The 13,295-nt window shown below is 30.7% G+C and carries 14 protein-coding genes and 1 other RNA gene; 10 read left to right on the forward strand and 5 right to left on the reverse strand.

From position 1 onward, the window contains the following. The 4 genes from V8G56_RS09205 to V8G56_RS09220 all read left to right on the forward strand — a co-directional run. On the forward strand, nucleotides 1-294 hold a 294-nt coding region (locus V8G56_RS09205; RefSeq protein WP_395438162.1), incomplete at its 5' end, for a type IX secretion system membrane protein PorP/SprF. Between the two features lie 194 nt (nucleotides 295-488). Further along, the gene (locus V8G56_RS09210) at nucleotides 489-680 is read left to right on the forward strand and encodes a hypothetical protein (protein ID WP_395438163.1); all 192 of its coding nucleotides are present in this window, start codon (nucleotides 489-491) and stop codon (nucleotides 678-680) included. 117 nt (nucleotides 681-797) lie between these two features. Next, complete coding sequence (gene glgP, locus V8G56_RS09215; protein WP_395438164.1) at nucleotides 798-2,432, forward strand: alpha-glucan family phosphorylase; 1,635 nt, start codon at nucleotides 798-800, stop codon at nucleotides 2,430-2,432. Between the two features lie 54 nt (nucleotides 2,433-2,486). After that, entirely contained in the window at nucleotides 2,487-3,629 is a 1,143-nt protein-coding gene (locus V8G56_RS09220; RefSeq protein WP_395438165.1) for an MFS transporter, read from the forward strand. Here the strand turns inward: V8G56_RS09220 and V8G56_RS09225 are convergent, their stop codons facing one another. Beyond that, nucleotides 3,630-4,661 (reverse strand): glutaminyl-peptide cyclotransferase, encoded by a 1,032-nt coding sequence (locus V8G56_RS09225; protein WP_395438166.1) that lies wholly within the window; start codon nucleotides 4,659-4,661, stop codon nucleotides 3,630-3,632. Between the two features lie 87 nt (nucleotides 4,662-4,748). Between V8G56_RS09225 and ffs the strand changes: the two genes are divergently transcribed. The 4 genes from ffs (at nucleotide 4,749) to fsa (ending at nucleotide 6,958) form a co-directional block, all read left to right on the forward strand. Beyond that, nucleotides 4,749-4,847: signal recognition particle sRNA small type (gene ffs, locus V8G56_RS09230), an RNA gene on the forward strand. 70 nt (nucleotides 4,848-4,917) lie between these two features. Beyond that, nucleotides 4,918-5,721, forward strand: coding sequence for an SDR family oxidoreductase (locus V8G56_RS09235; protein WP_395438167.1), 804 nt, complete (start codon nucleotides 4,918-4,920; stop codon nucleotides 5,719-5,721). A 47-nt stretch (nucleotides 5,722-5,768) separates the two neighbouring features. Then, nucleotides 5,769-6,194 (forward strand): Ig domain-containing protein, encoded by a 426-nt coding sequence (locus V8G56_RS09240; RefSeq protein WP_395438168.1) that lies wholly within the window; start codon nucleotides 5,769-5,771, stop codon nucleotides 6,192-6,194. A gap of 110 nt (nucleotides 6,195-6,304) precedes the next feature. Beyond that, nucleotides 6,305-6,958 carry a fructose-6-phosphate aldolase gene (gene fsa, locus V8G56_RS09245; protein ID WP_395438169.1) on the forward strand — a complete coding sequence of 218 codons (654 nt, stop codon included), beginning with the start codon at nucleotides 6,305-6,307 and terminating at the stop codon, nucleotides 6,956-6,958. 69 nt (nucleotides 6,959-7,027) lie between these two features. On the opposite strand, the gene V8G56_RS09250 is transcribed toward fsa, so the two are convergent. Next, nucleotides 7,028-8,446, reverse strand: a complete 1,419-nt coding sequence (locus V8G56_RS09250; RefSeq protein ID WP_395438170.1) for a TlpA family protein disulfide reductase — start codon at nucleotides 8,444-8,446, stop codon at nucleotides 7,028-7,030. A 246-nt stretch (nucleotides 8,447-8,692) separates the two neighbouring features. Here V8G56_RS09250 and V8G56_RS09255 point away from each other — a divergent pair, with 246 nt between their 5' ends. Then, the gene (locus V8G56_RS09255; RefSeq protein ID WP_395438171.1) at nucleotides 8,693-10,318 is read left to right on the forward strand and encodes an ABC-F family ATP-binding cassette domain-containing protein; all 1,626 of its coding nucleotides are present in this window, start codon (nucleotides 8,693-8,695) and stop codon (nucleotides 10,316-10,318) included. A gap of 7 nt (nucleotides 10,319-10,325) precedes the next feature. Here V8G56_RS09255 and V8G56_RS09260 read toward each other — a convergent pair whose 3' ends face one another. Further along, nucleotides 10,326-10,562, reverse strand: a complete 237-nt coding sequence (locus V8G56_RS09260) for a putative signal transducing protein (RefSeq protein WP_395438172.1) — start codon at nucleotides 10,560-10,562, stop codon at nucleotides 10,326-10,328. Nucleotides 10,563-10,705: 143 nt separating this feature from the next. On the opposite strand from V8G56_RS09260, the gene V8G56_RS09265 reads away from it, so the two are divergent. Then, entirely contained in the window at nucleotides 10,706-10,900 is a 195-nt protein-coding gene (locus V8G56_RS09265) for a cold-shock protein (protein WP_395438173.1), read from the forward strand. A 79-nt stretch (nucleotides 10,901-10,979) separates the two neighbouring features. Here the strand turns inward: V8G56_RS09265 and V8G56_RS09270 are convergent, their stop codons facing one another. Further along, on the reverse strand, nucleotides 10,980-11,999 hold the full coding sequence (locus tag V8G56_RS09270) for a M28 family metallopeptidase (RefSeq protein ID WP_395438174.1): 1,020 nt from the start codon (nucleotides 11,997-11,999) through the stop codon (nucleotides 10,980-10,982). A gap of 19 nt (nucleotides 12,000-12,018) precedes the next feature. Then, a complete protein-coding gene (locus tag V8G56_RS09275) occupies nucleotides 12,019-13,062 on the reverse strand; it encodes a M28 family metallopeptidase (RefSeq protein ID WP_395438175.1) in 1,044 nt (347 codons plus the stop codon). Nucleotides 13,063-13,295: the final 233 nt, after the last annotated feature.

Here is a 13,295-nt window from a genome sequence, read left to right on the forward strand (position 1 = left end):
AGTGACAGAAGATCCAGTACTGATATCAATTTTAAAGTGAGGAAGTACAATAGAAATGAAGATTATTATTGGGCCGGCATATCGTATCGTTTTCTTAACGACCAGTTTTTTAAACCATTAAATGTTGGACCTATGGTAGGTTTTAAAAAGTCTATGTTCTATTTTGGATATGCTTATCAGGTAACCATTAATGATTTATCAAGTTACAATTCGGGAACCCATGTCATTACCATAGGCTTAGATTTTCTACGAGGCATCAGTAACTGTCCTTGTACACAAAGTCCAGTTCATTAGTGTTTAAGCCGAATTGAGCTTAAGTATACTTAATTAAATATTCGATGGTAATCAATAAGATCTATATTCAATAATTATTTGATTTTTTCAACAAGACATGTTCCTAGTTATATGTTTATAATTTAACACTATTTTAACAACTATTCCTTTCAGCTTAGCTCTTGTTTTATACCTTATCGGCTAACACAATTTTTATGAAAGTAATACAAATAAAAAGAAAAACTAAAACAGAAAGACGATACAGTAAAGAGATGGGTGAGTTGACAACTAATGTCACTTATGTAAAAAAATATCTTTTAGGCTTACCTGTTAAAACACTTCATAAATACCGAGATACATATCATGGTTTAGTAAAAGATTGCAAAGATTGTTCTTTAGCTCGGTAATATACTTACTTCATTGTGGGATCATTAAATATTCCATTATTTTTAAATTATTAGCAAAATCGTATATGATTAATTTATTAATTATAAATACATTTGCACCTTTAAAAATAATTTCAGATGACAAATAATAATATCCATCCATATAAACCGGCAAAGAATTTTGAAAAGAAAGTAGCTTACTTTAGTATGGAGTTTGGTATTCATCAAGCATTAAAAATTTATTCAGGAGGTCTTGGCTTTTTAGCAGGATCTCATATGCGTTCTGCTCATGAACTTAAGCAAAATGTGATAGGTATTGGTATGTTATGGAAATACGGTTATTATGATCAATCCAGAAATGATGATCAAACATTACGTACGGATTTTACTGAAAAGGCGTATCACTTTTTAGAAGATACAGGAATTGAGGTCTCTGTAAAATTGCATGACAATCCTAATGTAAAAGTACGTGCCTATCTTTTAAAACCAGAAATTTTTGGTTCAGCACCAATTTATTTATTGAGTACTGATGTTGACGGTAATGACTTTTTATCTAGAACAATTACCAATCACTTATATGATTCTAACGAGGTAACCAGGGTTTCACAAAGTATTGTTTTGGGAATTGGAGGTGCAAAAGTAGTTGAAGCATTAGGTGGTGCAGATATATATCATTTAAATGAAGGACATGGGTTGCCGGCTTTTTATTATTTAAAGGATAAAGGCGTTAAAAGAAATCAATTTGCTTTTACAACGCATACACCTGAAAAAGCTGGAAATGAAGAGCGTGATGGACGTCATTTAAATAGATGTGGTTTTTTTGGGAAAATGCTTTCTGATGAAGAATTAGAAAAGGAAACTGTTAACGGAGGAATGATTAATTATACGGTTTCTGCTCTTAGAATGGCAAAAAAAGCAAATGCTGTATCAAAATTACATGCAGTGGTCTCTAATGAAATGTGGAAGGATTATGATAAGACTTGTGAAATTATTCCTATCACAAATGCACAAAATCAAAACTTTTGGCAAGACAACCAAATTAAAAAAGCTTGGGAAAAGAGAAATACTAAAGCATTTAAGAAAAGAAAAGGAGAACTGAAGCAACAATTGTTTGATGAAGTTCTTAATCAAACAAAAAAAATATTTGATCCAAACGTCTTAACCTTTGTTTGGGCTAGGCGTTTTGCAGGTTATAAGCGTGCAGATCTATTGTTACATGATATCGAAAGATTTAAAAGATTAATTTCTAATTCTAAATATCCTGTTCAAATTATTTGGGCAGGAAAACCATATCCTTTTGATTATTATGCCATTGATATTTTTAATCATCTAGTCAATTATTCTAAAACAGCACCAAATTTGGCCGTTTTAATTGGATATGAAATGGATTTATCCAGAAAGCTAAAAGAAGGTTCTGATGTTTGGTTAAACACCCCAAGAATTACCCGTGAAGCTTCAGGAACAAGTGGCATGACCGCAGCCATGAATGGATCTATAAACGTATCTATTAATGATGGATGGATTCCTGAATTTCAAAAGGATGGAAAAAACTGTTTTGTGTTACCTGAGCTTGATCACACCATGCCGGTGTGGCAACAAGATAAAATAGATGCTGAAAACTTGTATGATATTTTAGAAAATAAAGTCATTCCTATGTATTATGAGCGTCCCGAAGAATGGCAAAAAATGGTGTTTCAAGGAATTGATGATGTCATTCCAAAATTTTCTAGTCATAGAATGGCCGAGCAATATTATAAGGAATTATATAAATAGTTTATATATTTAAATAGAAAAGGCAAGTTTTTACAGCTTGCCTTTATTTTTATAATGGAATTAAAAGTCAAACAAAGAATTGCCTTAGGAACTTATTTTTTCTTATCAGGACTTAGTTTTGCCACCTGGGCTTCCCGTATCCCAACGATTAAAACATTTTTCAACTTAAACGAAGCAGAACTCGGTACCGTCCTATTAGCTATGCCTATAAGTTCCTTAATTGGTTTGCCTATTTCGGGATGGTTAGTTTCAAAATTTGATAGCAGACAGCCTTTATTAGTCTCTTTTATTTTATTTATTTTTTCATTGATTTGGATTGGGTATATCCAATCTACCTTCATGTTAATAGTCGCTATTAGTTTCTTCTCGTTCTTTATGCGAATACTTAATATAGCAATGAATACACAATCTCTTATTTTACAGAGAAAATTTGAAAAACGAATCGTGGGTTCTTTTCATGGGCTTTGGAGTACTGGTGGTTTGGTTGGTGTTGCGTTTTCAACCATAATGGTAAAACTTCATGTAGGTATAGCCAATCATTTACTCGCAGTTTCTATATTATCATTGGTTCTTATTGTTATAGCCTATAATTTCACAATTAAAAATGACAAATCTCCAACGGGTAATAAACTTATTTTTGGAAAGCCAGATCCCTTTATTTTATATTTAGGGGTCATTATTTTTTTAGCCGCCATTTGTGAAGGCGGCATGTTTGACTGGAGTGGCGTATTTTTTAAAGAAGTTATTCAAGAAGACGTCTTCACTTATGGCTATCTTTCTTTTATGACCTGTATGGCCTTATCAAGGTTTTATTCTGATAAAATGATAAATAAAATAGGGGCAAAAAGCACTTATGTGATTAGTTCTACGGTCATAACAATAGGTATTTTAATAGCTGTTTTGTTTCCATATTTCTGGTCGGCTCTTTTAGGATTTTGTTTGGTTGGATTTGGTACCGCTGCCATTTTTCCTATGACCTTTGCCTTAGCAGGTTCATCTGATAAGTATTCACCAGGAATGGCCATCTCTATTATTTCAACTTATGGAATTTTAGGGATGTTTATCGGTCCGCCAATGATAGGCTATTTGGCACATGCTTTTGGCTTAAAAAACGCCTTTTTTGTTTTTGTAGTCGTTGGGCTTTTAATTATTCCAATTTCTCAGAGTTTTTTTAGATTTCAATCTAAAAAACATTAATTATTCAATTATTTCAATTTCAAATAATTTATCCCACCTTTTACCAGTTACGAAAACAGTTTTAGTTTTTGGGTTATAGGCAATACCATTTAAAACATCTAATCCTTGATGTTGTTTAACTAATTTTTTCAACGGAGAAAAATCAATAACCCCAATGACCGCGCCATTTATTGGGTTTATTATGGCTACGCCATCTTTTTGATATCTATTAGCATAAATTTTACCATTTATCCACTCAAGCTCATTTATTTCTTTTATGGGGCCTTTATTGGTGTATACTTGAATATATTCTTGCTCAATCATAGTCTCAGGGTTTAAAATCCATAAATCCTCAGAGCCATCACTTTTATAAATGACATTACCATTATTACATAATCCCCAACCTTCTTTACTTTTTCCATATTTAAAACTGTTCGTTTTTTCAAAACTGTTTAAGTCATAAATAAAGCCAATCCCTTTTTGCCAGGTTAATTGATAAATTTTGTTATTTAAAATGGTAAGACCTTCACCAAAATACTCATCTGCCAGATCTATATTTTTAAGGATACTTCCTGTTTTGTAATCTACTTTTCTCAATTTTGATTCTTTGTATTGACCAGTACTTTCATATAAGGTGTCATTATAAAATTCTAAACCTTGTGTATATGAAGTAATATCATGCGGATATTCATTAATTATTTTATAAGTGAAGATTTTTGGAGTTTCATTGTTTAGAATAATAATGTTTTGAAAGACGGATTGATGCTCATTATTGAAATATACCACAGCCTCAATAGTTTGTTTACCTAATTTAAAATCGATTAAAGATGAAGACTCTCCAATTGTTTTGTTATCAAGTTTAAATACAATGGAATCAATAGTTTGATTTTTAGGGTTTTCTAACGATATACTTAAAGTCTCATTATTTGAAAAAGTATTGTTTTTTGAATTCGTTTTTAAGATGAAACCACCTTTGTTTTGACCATTATTAGTCCCACAGGCTATAAGTAGGATACTTAAAAATATGATTATGAGGTGTTTAAAAATATTCATTTGAATTGTAAATTTTAAGCAAGATATTTATTTAAAATCAGTTTAAAAAATCATTGTGAAAATTTTAAAAGGTTGTATCTTTGCAGTCGGCAAGTCCTACACAACCAGCTCCTGTTGAATCCTCCAGGTCGGGAACGAAGCAAAGGTAAATGGTCGTAGCGGTGTGATGTAGGTAGCTTGCCTTTTTTTTGTGCTTTTTTCTTTCCTTAAAATCAATTACAATAGTAACTTTATCGTTTTAATAAAATATAAAAGCATGTCTAAAGTTGTTTTAATTACCGGTGGTTCTTCTGGAATTGGTAAATCTATAGGTGAATTTCTAAATAAGAAAGGCTTTATAGTTTATGGTACAAGTAGAAATCCTGAAAATTATAAGGACAGTAAATTTCCTATTTTGCCTTTAGATGTAAAGGATTTATTATCAATTAGAAACACGGTAAAAGCAATTATTGATAAAGAGGGAAAGCTTGATGTATTAGTTAATAATGCAGGGGTTGGTATTACTGGACCTATTGAAGAAATTCCTGAAGAAGAAATAAAAAACAATTTTGAGACTAATTTTTTTGGACCAATAAATCTTATTAAGTCGGTTTTACCAAAAATGCGTCAACAGCAATCCGGTTTAATTATAAACATAACATCTATAGCCGGTTATATGGGACTACCATATCGAGGTATATACAGTGCAAGTAAAGCGGCTCTTGAAATTATTACAGAATCTTTTAGAATGGAATTGAAAGATTTTAATATTCATATGACCAATATTGCCCCCGGTGATTTTGCTACTAATATTGCCACTGGAAGATTTCATTCACCATTACTTGAGAAGTCTCCTTACTATAAACCTTACGGAAGTACTTTGGAGTTGATGAATTCACACGTCGATAGTGGGAGTAATCCAAAAATGATGGCTGAAGCGGTGTTTAAGATTATTAATACTAAAAACCCTAAAGGGCATTATAAGGTCGGGGCCTTTATGCAAAAGTTTTCTATTTTTTTAAAACGAATTTTACCTGATAAAATGTATGAGAAGTTATTGCTGAATCATTATAAGTTATAATCTATTTTAAATATAATTTTAAGCTAATTCTTTAAAATTAATTACTTATGAAAAAAATATCTTTACTAATTCTGTTGTTATCTTTAGTATCACTGCATAGTTGTCAAGACGTCTTGGAATGCATTATAAATAGACGTCCAGAGCTATCAAATAATACCCTTGCACCTGCTCAGGTGGATCAATTTTATAGTGAATTAATTTCGGCTGATATTAAAAATGAGCCTTCTGATGACAGTTACAATTACTATTTCTCTATTGATGGTGCATTGCCCAGAGGAATTGATTATTATATAGATTATAGGACTATTATAATAGAGGGTACACCTTCGGTTTCTGGAACCTATAATTTTACAGTGAGGCTAAGTGTGGAACAGGCCTTTAATTATGCCGAAGATTGTGAAAACCGTCTGAATGATTGTGATGGATTATGTGAAGAATCAACTAGCAAAGCCTATAAAATCGTAGTAAATTAAATTTTGGTAAATTATTTGTTAATATGTTTTAATAGCAAATGACCTTTCAAAGTGTTCAATTATTGTAAATTCGCGATTATTTTTAAGAAAAACATAAACAACTATATTCTATGAAATTTTTTATTGATACAGCAAACCTTAAACAGATAAAAGAAGCTCAAGACCTCGGTGTCCTTGACGGCGTAACTACCAATCCTTCATTAATGGCTAAAGAAGGTATTACGGGACATGATAATATTATGAAACACTATGTGGATATTTGTAATATTGTTGATGGTGATGTGAGTGCTGAGGTCATTGCAACAGATTTTGATGGCATGATTCGCGAAGGGGAAGCCTTAGCAGAATTACATGATCAAATCGTAGTGAAACTACCAATGATAAAAGATGGGATAAAAGCGTGTAAATATTTTTCAGAAAAAGGAATAAAAACAAATGTGACTTTAGTGTTTTCACCAGGTCAGGCATTACTTGCTGCGAAAGCTGGAGCAACTTATGTATCGCCTTTTATTGGTCGTTTAGATGATGTTTCTACAGATGGTTTAAATTTAATTTCTGAAATTCGTCTTATATATGATAATTATTCTTTTGAAACGCAAATTTTAGCAGCTTCAGTGCGTCACACCATGCATATTATAGATTGTGCTAAATTAGGTGCAGATGTTATGACAGGGCCTTTAAGTGCTATTGAAGGTTTATTAAAGCATCCTTTGACTGATTTAGGTTTAGCTCAATTTTTAGCAGATTATAAAAAGGGAAACTAAAAAATAGAACTTCAAATAAAAAAGCCTCAAACTTAAAATAGTTTGAGGCTTTTTTATTTGAGTAAAGTACTATCTGCTTATGAGTCCTAAAAGCTGTTCTTCAAAGTTACTTGAAAACATATTGGCATTGCTATTGACAATAATATGATCTTTATCAATGATAATAACTTTAGTCATTGGATAAATAGCAAGTCTATGCATAGATTCTTTAGGATTTTTAAATTGAAATTCATTTATAACTGAGAATCTATTACTTTTTAAAGTTTTTTCAAAGACTTTAATGTTTTGCTCATCAACATTCACGGCAATAAAATCAATTTCAGGATACTTGATTTTTAGTTCATTTACTTTATTATGACTGTCTTTAAAATGGTCATAAAACTTATTAGACCAAAAATATACTGCCGTTGGTCTTTTGATTAATGAATTAAAATTTAAATCAGAATTTTGAGAATTTACTAAATTTATATTTGGAAATTTCTCTCCTGGCTTTAGGTTATTTAAAGCAACCGTAAGATTAGATATAATTTCATTGTTTTTCTGATCAGTACTTTTACTTAAAAAGGATTTTTTAATTGTTTCATTATTTTCAACGTCTTTATTTTTTGTTAGAAAAGACATTGTAAAATAAAATAACAAATCGTTTTTAATTGTTTGGTTGCTTACTAAGCTGTCAATTAAATTTAATTTATCAAGATTATAACATGAAGAGGTACTGCTAAAATGATTTTCCGTTGTATGATCTAAATGCTTTTCAAGTGATAAATTATTAAAGTTAGACCTCAAAAAAGAGTTATAACTTAAATACTCTAAATAGCCTTCTTTATTATAATCAACATCTTTTCTATAACTATAAAAGTCTTTTGGTAAATCTTTAATAACGGTCTTATTGTTATAACCATAATTTATAATCGGATAAATTTCTTTACTTGAATAGTAATTGTAATTGATATTGGCTTCAGCAATTTCCTTAAATAGTGTTGAGGTTTTATTCTTATTTATAAAATCACTAAGTGCTTTATTTTTTTTCTCTTTAATTTCATTTATTTTAACCTCAAATACAACGGGATCCAACTGACAAAGTTTAAATATTTCTTTTTCAATAATTTCATTTTGTAAAAACTCATTAATAAAATAATTGTTTTTATTGGATCCAGTACCACTATATACCAATGATTCATCAAAATCAAGAGTATTTAATCGAAGTATGATGCTATCATTTGGTTCTAAAAGGACCATCTGGATTTCGCTACCATGTTTGAATGTGTAAAACCCAGATTCAATAGGACTTATTTTATATAAAAATCTATTACGGTTGTCAAGTTTAATAGTATCTATGACTTTTTCAGATTTTGAAAGCGTCACAAAATCGCCATTTGGATTAATTATTTCACCACCCAAAAAAGCATGTTCGCTTCCCTCTTTAATATCCTTTTCACAGGCAAAGAGTGATAAAGCTATTATTATATTAAAAAATAAAATTCTCATAATTTTGACCCCTCAGTGGCATTGGAATTTCTACCCATCTACCTACAAATTTATAGGTTGCAATCAAGATGGCTTGTTAAGACCTTGTTAAATATTTGATGATATAGGGTAGTAGTTTCATATTCAATTTGTTATAAGAATAAATTTTACGCATTATATGTGATATTGCCTTTTAAAAATAAACAAACTAAGTTTCGTCTTATGGTTTGATTTTTCTACTTTTGCACAAAATTCAAAACAACCTTTATGTTATCAGTATCAAACCTTTCAGTACAATTTGGAAAACGCATTTTATTTGATGAAGTAAATACAACATTTACTCAAGGTAATTGTTATGGAATTATTGGTGCTAATGGTTCAGGGAAATCAACTTTCTTAAAAATAATTTCAGGTCAACAAGACCCAACATCAGGACAGGTTAGTTTAGAACCGGGTAAACGTATGTCTGTTTTTGAACAGAATCATAACCTGTATGATGAGCATACTGTTTTAGAGACCGTTTTAATGGGTAATAAGCCGCTTTTTAAAATAAAAGCTGAAATGGATGCTTTATATGCTGATTATTCTGATGAGAATGCAGATAGAATAGGAGAACTTCAGGTTCAGTTTGAAGAAATGAATGGCTGGAATGCCGATAGTGACGCAGCGTCAATGCTTTCAAACTTAGAAATTAGTGAGGAATTACATTATATGTTAATGAAAGACCTTGATGGAAAGCAAAAAGTACGTGTGTTACTGGCTCAGGCTTTATTTGGTAATCCTGATGTATTGATTATGGATGAGCCTACCAATGATTTGGATTATGAAACCATTTCTTGGTTAGAAAACTTTTTGGCTAATTATGAGAACTGTGTTATTGTTGTATCGCATGACCGTCACTTTTTAGATGCGGTTTGTACACATGTTTCAGATATTGATTTTGGAAAAATTAACCATTATTCAGGAAACTATTCATTTTGGTATGAATCTTCTCAATTAGCTGCGCGTCAACGTTCGCAACAAAACAAGAAAGCTGAAGAAAAGAAAAAGGAATTAGAAGAATTTATAAGACGATTTTCTGCTAACGTGGCTAAAAGTAAACAAGCGACTAGTAGAAAAAAGATGATTGATAAATTGAATATTGGTGATATTAAACCAACTAGCAGGCGTTATCCAGCTATTATTTTTGAAAGGGAAAGAGAAGCTGGTGATCAAATTTTAAATATTCATGGATTAGAAGCTTCGATTGATGGGGAATTACTATTTAAAAATATAGATTTAAATCTTTCAAAAGGAGATAAAGTAGTGGTTTACTCAAAGGATTCAAGAGCTACAACGGCCTTTTATCAAATTTTAAATGGTAAAGAAAAAGCAGATTCTGGTGAATTTTCTTGGGGTATTACTACCACACAATCTTATTTGCCACTTGATAATAGTGAGTTTTTTGACAATAGTATGACATTAGTTGATTGGTTAAGACAATGGGCAACTACTGAAGAAGAGCGTGAAGAAGTTTATATTCGTGGGTTTTTAGGAAAAATGATTTTTAGCGGGGAGGAAGCTTTAAAAAAATCAAACGTTCTTTCAGGGGGTGAAAAAGTGCGTTGTATGTTAAGTAGAATGATGATGCTAAGAGCCAATGTATTGATGTTAGATGAACCTACAAATCATTTGGATCTTGAAAGTATTACGGCTTTCAATAACTCCTTAACAAATTTTAAAGGCACTATATTGTTTACTACTCATGATCATGAATTTGCTCAGACGGTAGCCAATAGAGTAATAGAATTAACGCCTAATGGAATAATTGATAGGCATACTACATTTGATGAATATATGCAAGATCCAAAAATTAAGGAGTTACGTTCAAAAATGTATTCTGTAACGGCTTAAATATATATTAGTCTTTTAAGTTGGACCTAATTTCCTCAACTATTGGGACTGCTTTGTCCACTTCATCTTTATGAACATAAATTCTTTGGAGATTTGGATTAGTGGCACCAAAAATTGAGATTAAACCAGATTCTGTTTCATCTTTTACCACAGCGTTTATGCCTATTTCTTCAAGGGCGCTAATCATTTGTTGAACAATAATAAAACTTCCTGTGTATATTTTTATATAGTTAGAATCTTTCATTGTTTTAAAAATTTAGGTTCTATTAAAGATACAATATTTTGAATTAAGGGTGCCTTTAATTACTCATTATACCGGAAAAATATTTTTTTAATTAAATAGCAATAGTTTTATATTTGTTATCATAATTAATATTTTAAAGTCTAGTGAAAAACGGTACAGTAAAATTCTTCAATGAATCTAAAGGATTTGGATTTATTATTGAAGGCGGTTCTTCAAATGAGTATTTTGTGCACGTCTCTGGTTTAATTGACAAGATCGCAGAAGGCAACAAAGTAGAATTTGAGTTAAAAGATGGTAAAAAAGGATTAAACGCAGTTAACGTAAAAGTTATAAAATAAGCGGTTTTAATTTTTGTTAAATGGAAGAAGCCTGCTTTTTGCAGGCTTAATTATTTAAAATATGCTTATAAATGAATTATTAATTATTAGCTTTATCTACAGTTATTCGTTTATTTCTGTTTGTTAACTCCCAGGCTGTGTAAAAAATAAGTTGAGCTCTTTTTGCTAGCAAATCATATTCTATTTTATCTGGAGTATCAGATGGTCTATGATAATCGGCATGCGTCCCATTAAAATAAAAAATTACCGGAATATTATTTTTAGCGAAATTGTAATGATCAGACCGGTAATAAAATCTGTTGGGATCATTATCATCATTATAGGTATAATCAAATTCCATTTGGAAATATCTTTCATTGACTTCTTCAGAAATATTATGAAGCTCAGTACTTAATTTATCAGATCCAATCAAATATAAATAATCAGTATTATCCAAATGTTTAGGATCAATTCGCCCTATCATATCAATATTTAAGTCGGCAATTGTATTTATTAATGGAAAAATGGGATCCACATCAGTATAATATCTTGATCCGTAAAGCCCTAATTCCTCTCCGGTTACATGTAGAAATAATATTGATCTTTTAGGCCTGTTTCCATCATTAATAGCTGCTTTAAAAGCTTTTGCAATTTCTAAAACAGCAACGGTACCTGAGCCATCATCATCAGCGCCGTTATTTATCTGCCCGTCACTCGAAATACCAATATGGTCTAAATGAGCCGATAAAACTAAAACTTCATTTGGTTTTTCAGAACCCTCAATAAAGGCCACCACATTTTCAGAAGCTTTTATGCCACTTTTAAAAAACGATTCTGGTATTTCTTGAAAATAATCGTTATTGCCCAGTGGTGAAGGAATACCATTATTTAAATAAAATTCTTTAATGAACTCAACGGCTTTTTTTTGACCAGGCTCACCAGTGCGTCTTCCCTCAAATTCATCAGAGGCATAGATGTAAAGCGCTTCTTTAAGTGCTTCTGAGGTAATGGTGCTGGCATATTTAGAAATATCAATTTCTTTTTCAAATGTTGATGTATTGTTTTGACTGTTACAATATTGTAAGCTCAAAAAACTTAATAGAAAAACTATTTTTTTCATTATTATAATGTTTTACATATTAATTGATAATTCCGTTGTCAACTTTTATTCGATGATCAAGATTTGCTAATTGCCAGGCAGTTGCGAATATTAATTTTGAACGCTTGGCCAATAATTCAAAATCAATTTTATCTGAAGTATCTGTTGGTTTGTGGTAATCGGCATGTTCACCGTTAAAATAAAAAATAATTGGAATATTCTTTTCAGCAAAATTATAGTGATCAGAACGATTGTAGTAATGATTACTATCATTTTCTGCGTTATATCTGTAATCCAAATTTATATTGTAAAAGGTCGTATTTACTTTTTCTGATAAATAATGGAGTTCAGTACTGAGTCTGTCAGAACCAATTAAATATAAATAATCTTTATTATTTTCATGAGCTTTATCCACCCTTCCAATCATATCAATATTTAGGTCAGCAACCGTATTGTTTAATGGAAAAGCTGGATGGGTAATATAATATTCAGAACCCAATTTGCCTATTTCTTCGGCTGTAACATGAAGAAACAAAATACTTCTTTTAGGACTATGTCCTTCATTTTCTGCAATTTTAAAAGCCTGCGCAATTTCCATCAGAGAAGAAGTGCCTGAACCGTTATCATCTGCTCCATTGTTTATTTCACCATCCGTGATTCCTAAATGATCATAATGCGCAGATATTATTAAAACTTCACCTGGTATTTCAGAACCTTTAATATACGCCAATACATTCTCTGAAGATTCATTACTTTTTGGTAAAAATGTATTTGGAATAGACTGAAAATAATTATTGTCATCCAATGGGGACGCAATATCCTGTGATTGATAGTAACTTTTAAGATATTCGGCAGCTAATTTTTGTCCCATTTCACCTGTAGCTCTACCTAATAGCTCGTCGTCTGAGATAATTAAAAGATGTTCTTTTAAATCTTTTGGAGTGATAGATTCTGCATATTTGATAACTAAAGAGCTGTCAATAATATGAATATTATCTTTTAAATTTTGAATTTTTGTTGTGTATCTTGTAGATGAACATGAACCAACTAAGGCAAAAGCTGAGGCAATAAAGAAAATTTTCATTGAGAGAATTATATTTCTAGAGTCAAATATAACAAAAAACCGTAAAAACTTTGTTTAGACAAGTCTAATATCATCTAAATTAAGTTCTTCTTATTCTATTATTAGTATTTCTATTCATTCTGCTTCTTTCTCTTTTAATATTTTAAGAGTTAGTTATTTAATGATTTGTAAATAGGGCTTTGAAAGTTGTCACTTCCAAAGAAACAAATTTTAGTAAAAAAATAAAATAAATT

Origin of the sequence: Gaetbulibacter aquiaggeris (genome assembly GCF_044003965.1) — a bacterium.
Taxonomy (GTDB): domain Bacteria; phylum Bacteroidota; class Bacteroidia; order Flavobacteriales; family Flavobacteriaceae; genus Yeosuana; species Yeosuana aquiaggeris.

Excerpts from the sequence above, each read along its gene's own strand:
- V8G56_RS09270 (WP_395438174.1), bottom strand. The coding sequence starts at position 11,999 with ATGAAAAAAATAGTTTTTCTATTAAGTTTTTTGAGCTTACAATATTGT.
- V8G56_RS09275 (WP_395438175.1), bottom strand. The coding sequence starts at position 13,062 with ATGAAAATTTTCTTTATTGCCTCAGCTTTTGCCTTAGTTGGTTCATGT.
- V8G56_RS09225 (WP_395438166.1), bottom strand. The coding sequence starts at position 4,661 with ATGAATATTTTTAAACACCTCATAATCATATTTTTAAGTATCCTACTT.
- glgP (WP_395438164.1), top strand. The coding sequence starts at position 798 with ATGACAAATAATAATATCCATCCATATAAACCGGCAAAGAATTTTGAA.
- V8G56_RS09250 (WP_395438170.1), bottom strand. The coding sequence starts at position 8,446 with ATGAGAATTTTATTTTTTAATATAATAATAGCTTTATCACTCTTTGCC.
- V8G56_RS09235 (WP_395438167.1), top strand. The coding sequence starts at position 4,918 with ATGTCTAAAGTTGTTTTAATTACCGGTGGTTCTTCTGGAATTGGTAAA.
- fsa (WP_395438169.1), top strand. The coding sequence starts at position 6,305 with ATGAAATTTTTTATTGATACAGCAAACCTTAAACAGATAAAAGAAGCT.
- V8G56_RS09260 (WP_395438172.1), bottom strand. The coding sequence starts at position 10,562 with ATGAAAGATTCTAACTATATAAAAATATACACAGGAAGTTTTATTATT.
- V8G56_RS09240 (WP_395438168.1), top strand. The coding sequence starts at position 5,769 with ATGAAAAAAATATCTTTACTAATTCTGTTGTTATCTTTAGTATCACTG.
- V8G56_RS09210 (WP_395438163.1), top strand. The coding sequence starts at position 489 with ATGAAAGTAATACAAATAAAAAGAAAAACTAAAACAGAAAGACGATAC.
- V8G56_RS09220 (WP_395438165.1), top strand. The coding sequence starts at position 2,487 with ATGGAATTAAAAGTCAAACAAAGAATTGCCTTAGGAACTTATTTTTTC.
- V8G56_RS09255 (WP_395438171.1), top strand. The coding sequence starts at position 8,693 with ATGTTATCAGTATCAAACCTTTCAGTACAATTTGGAAAACGCATTTTA.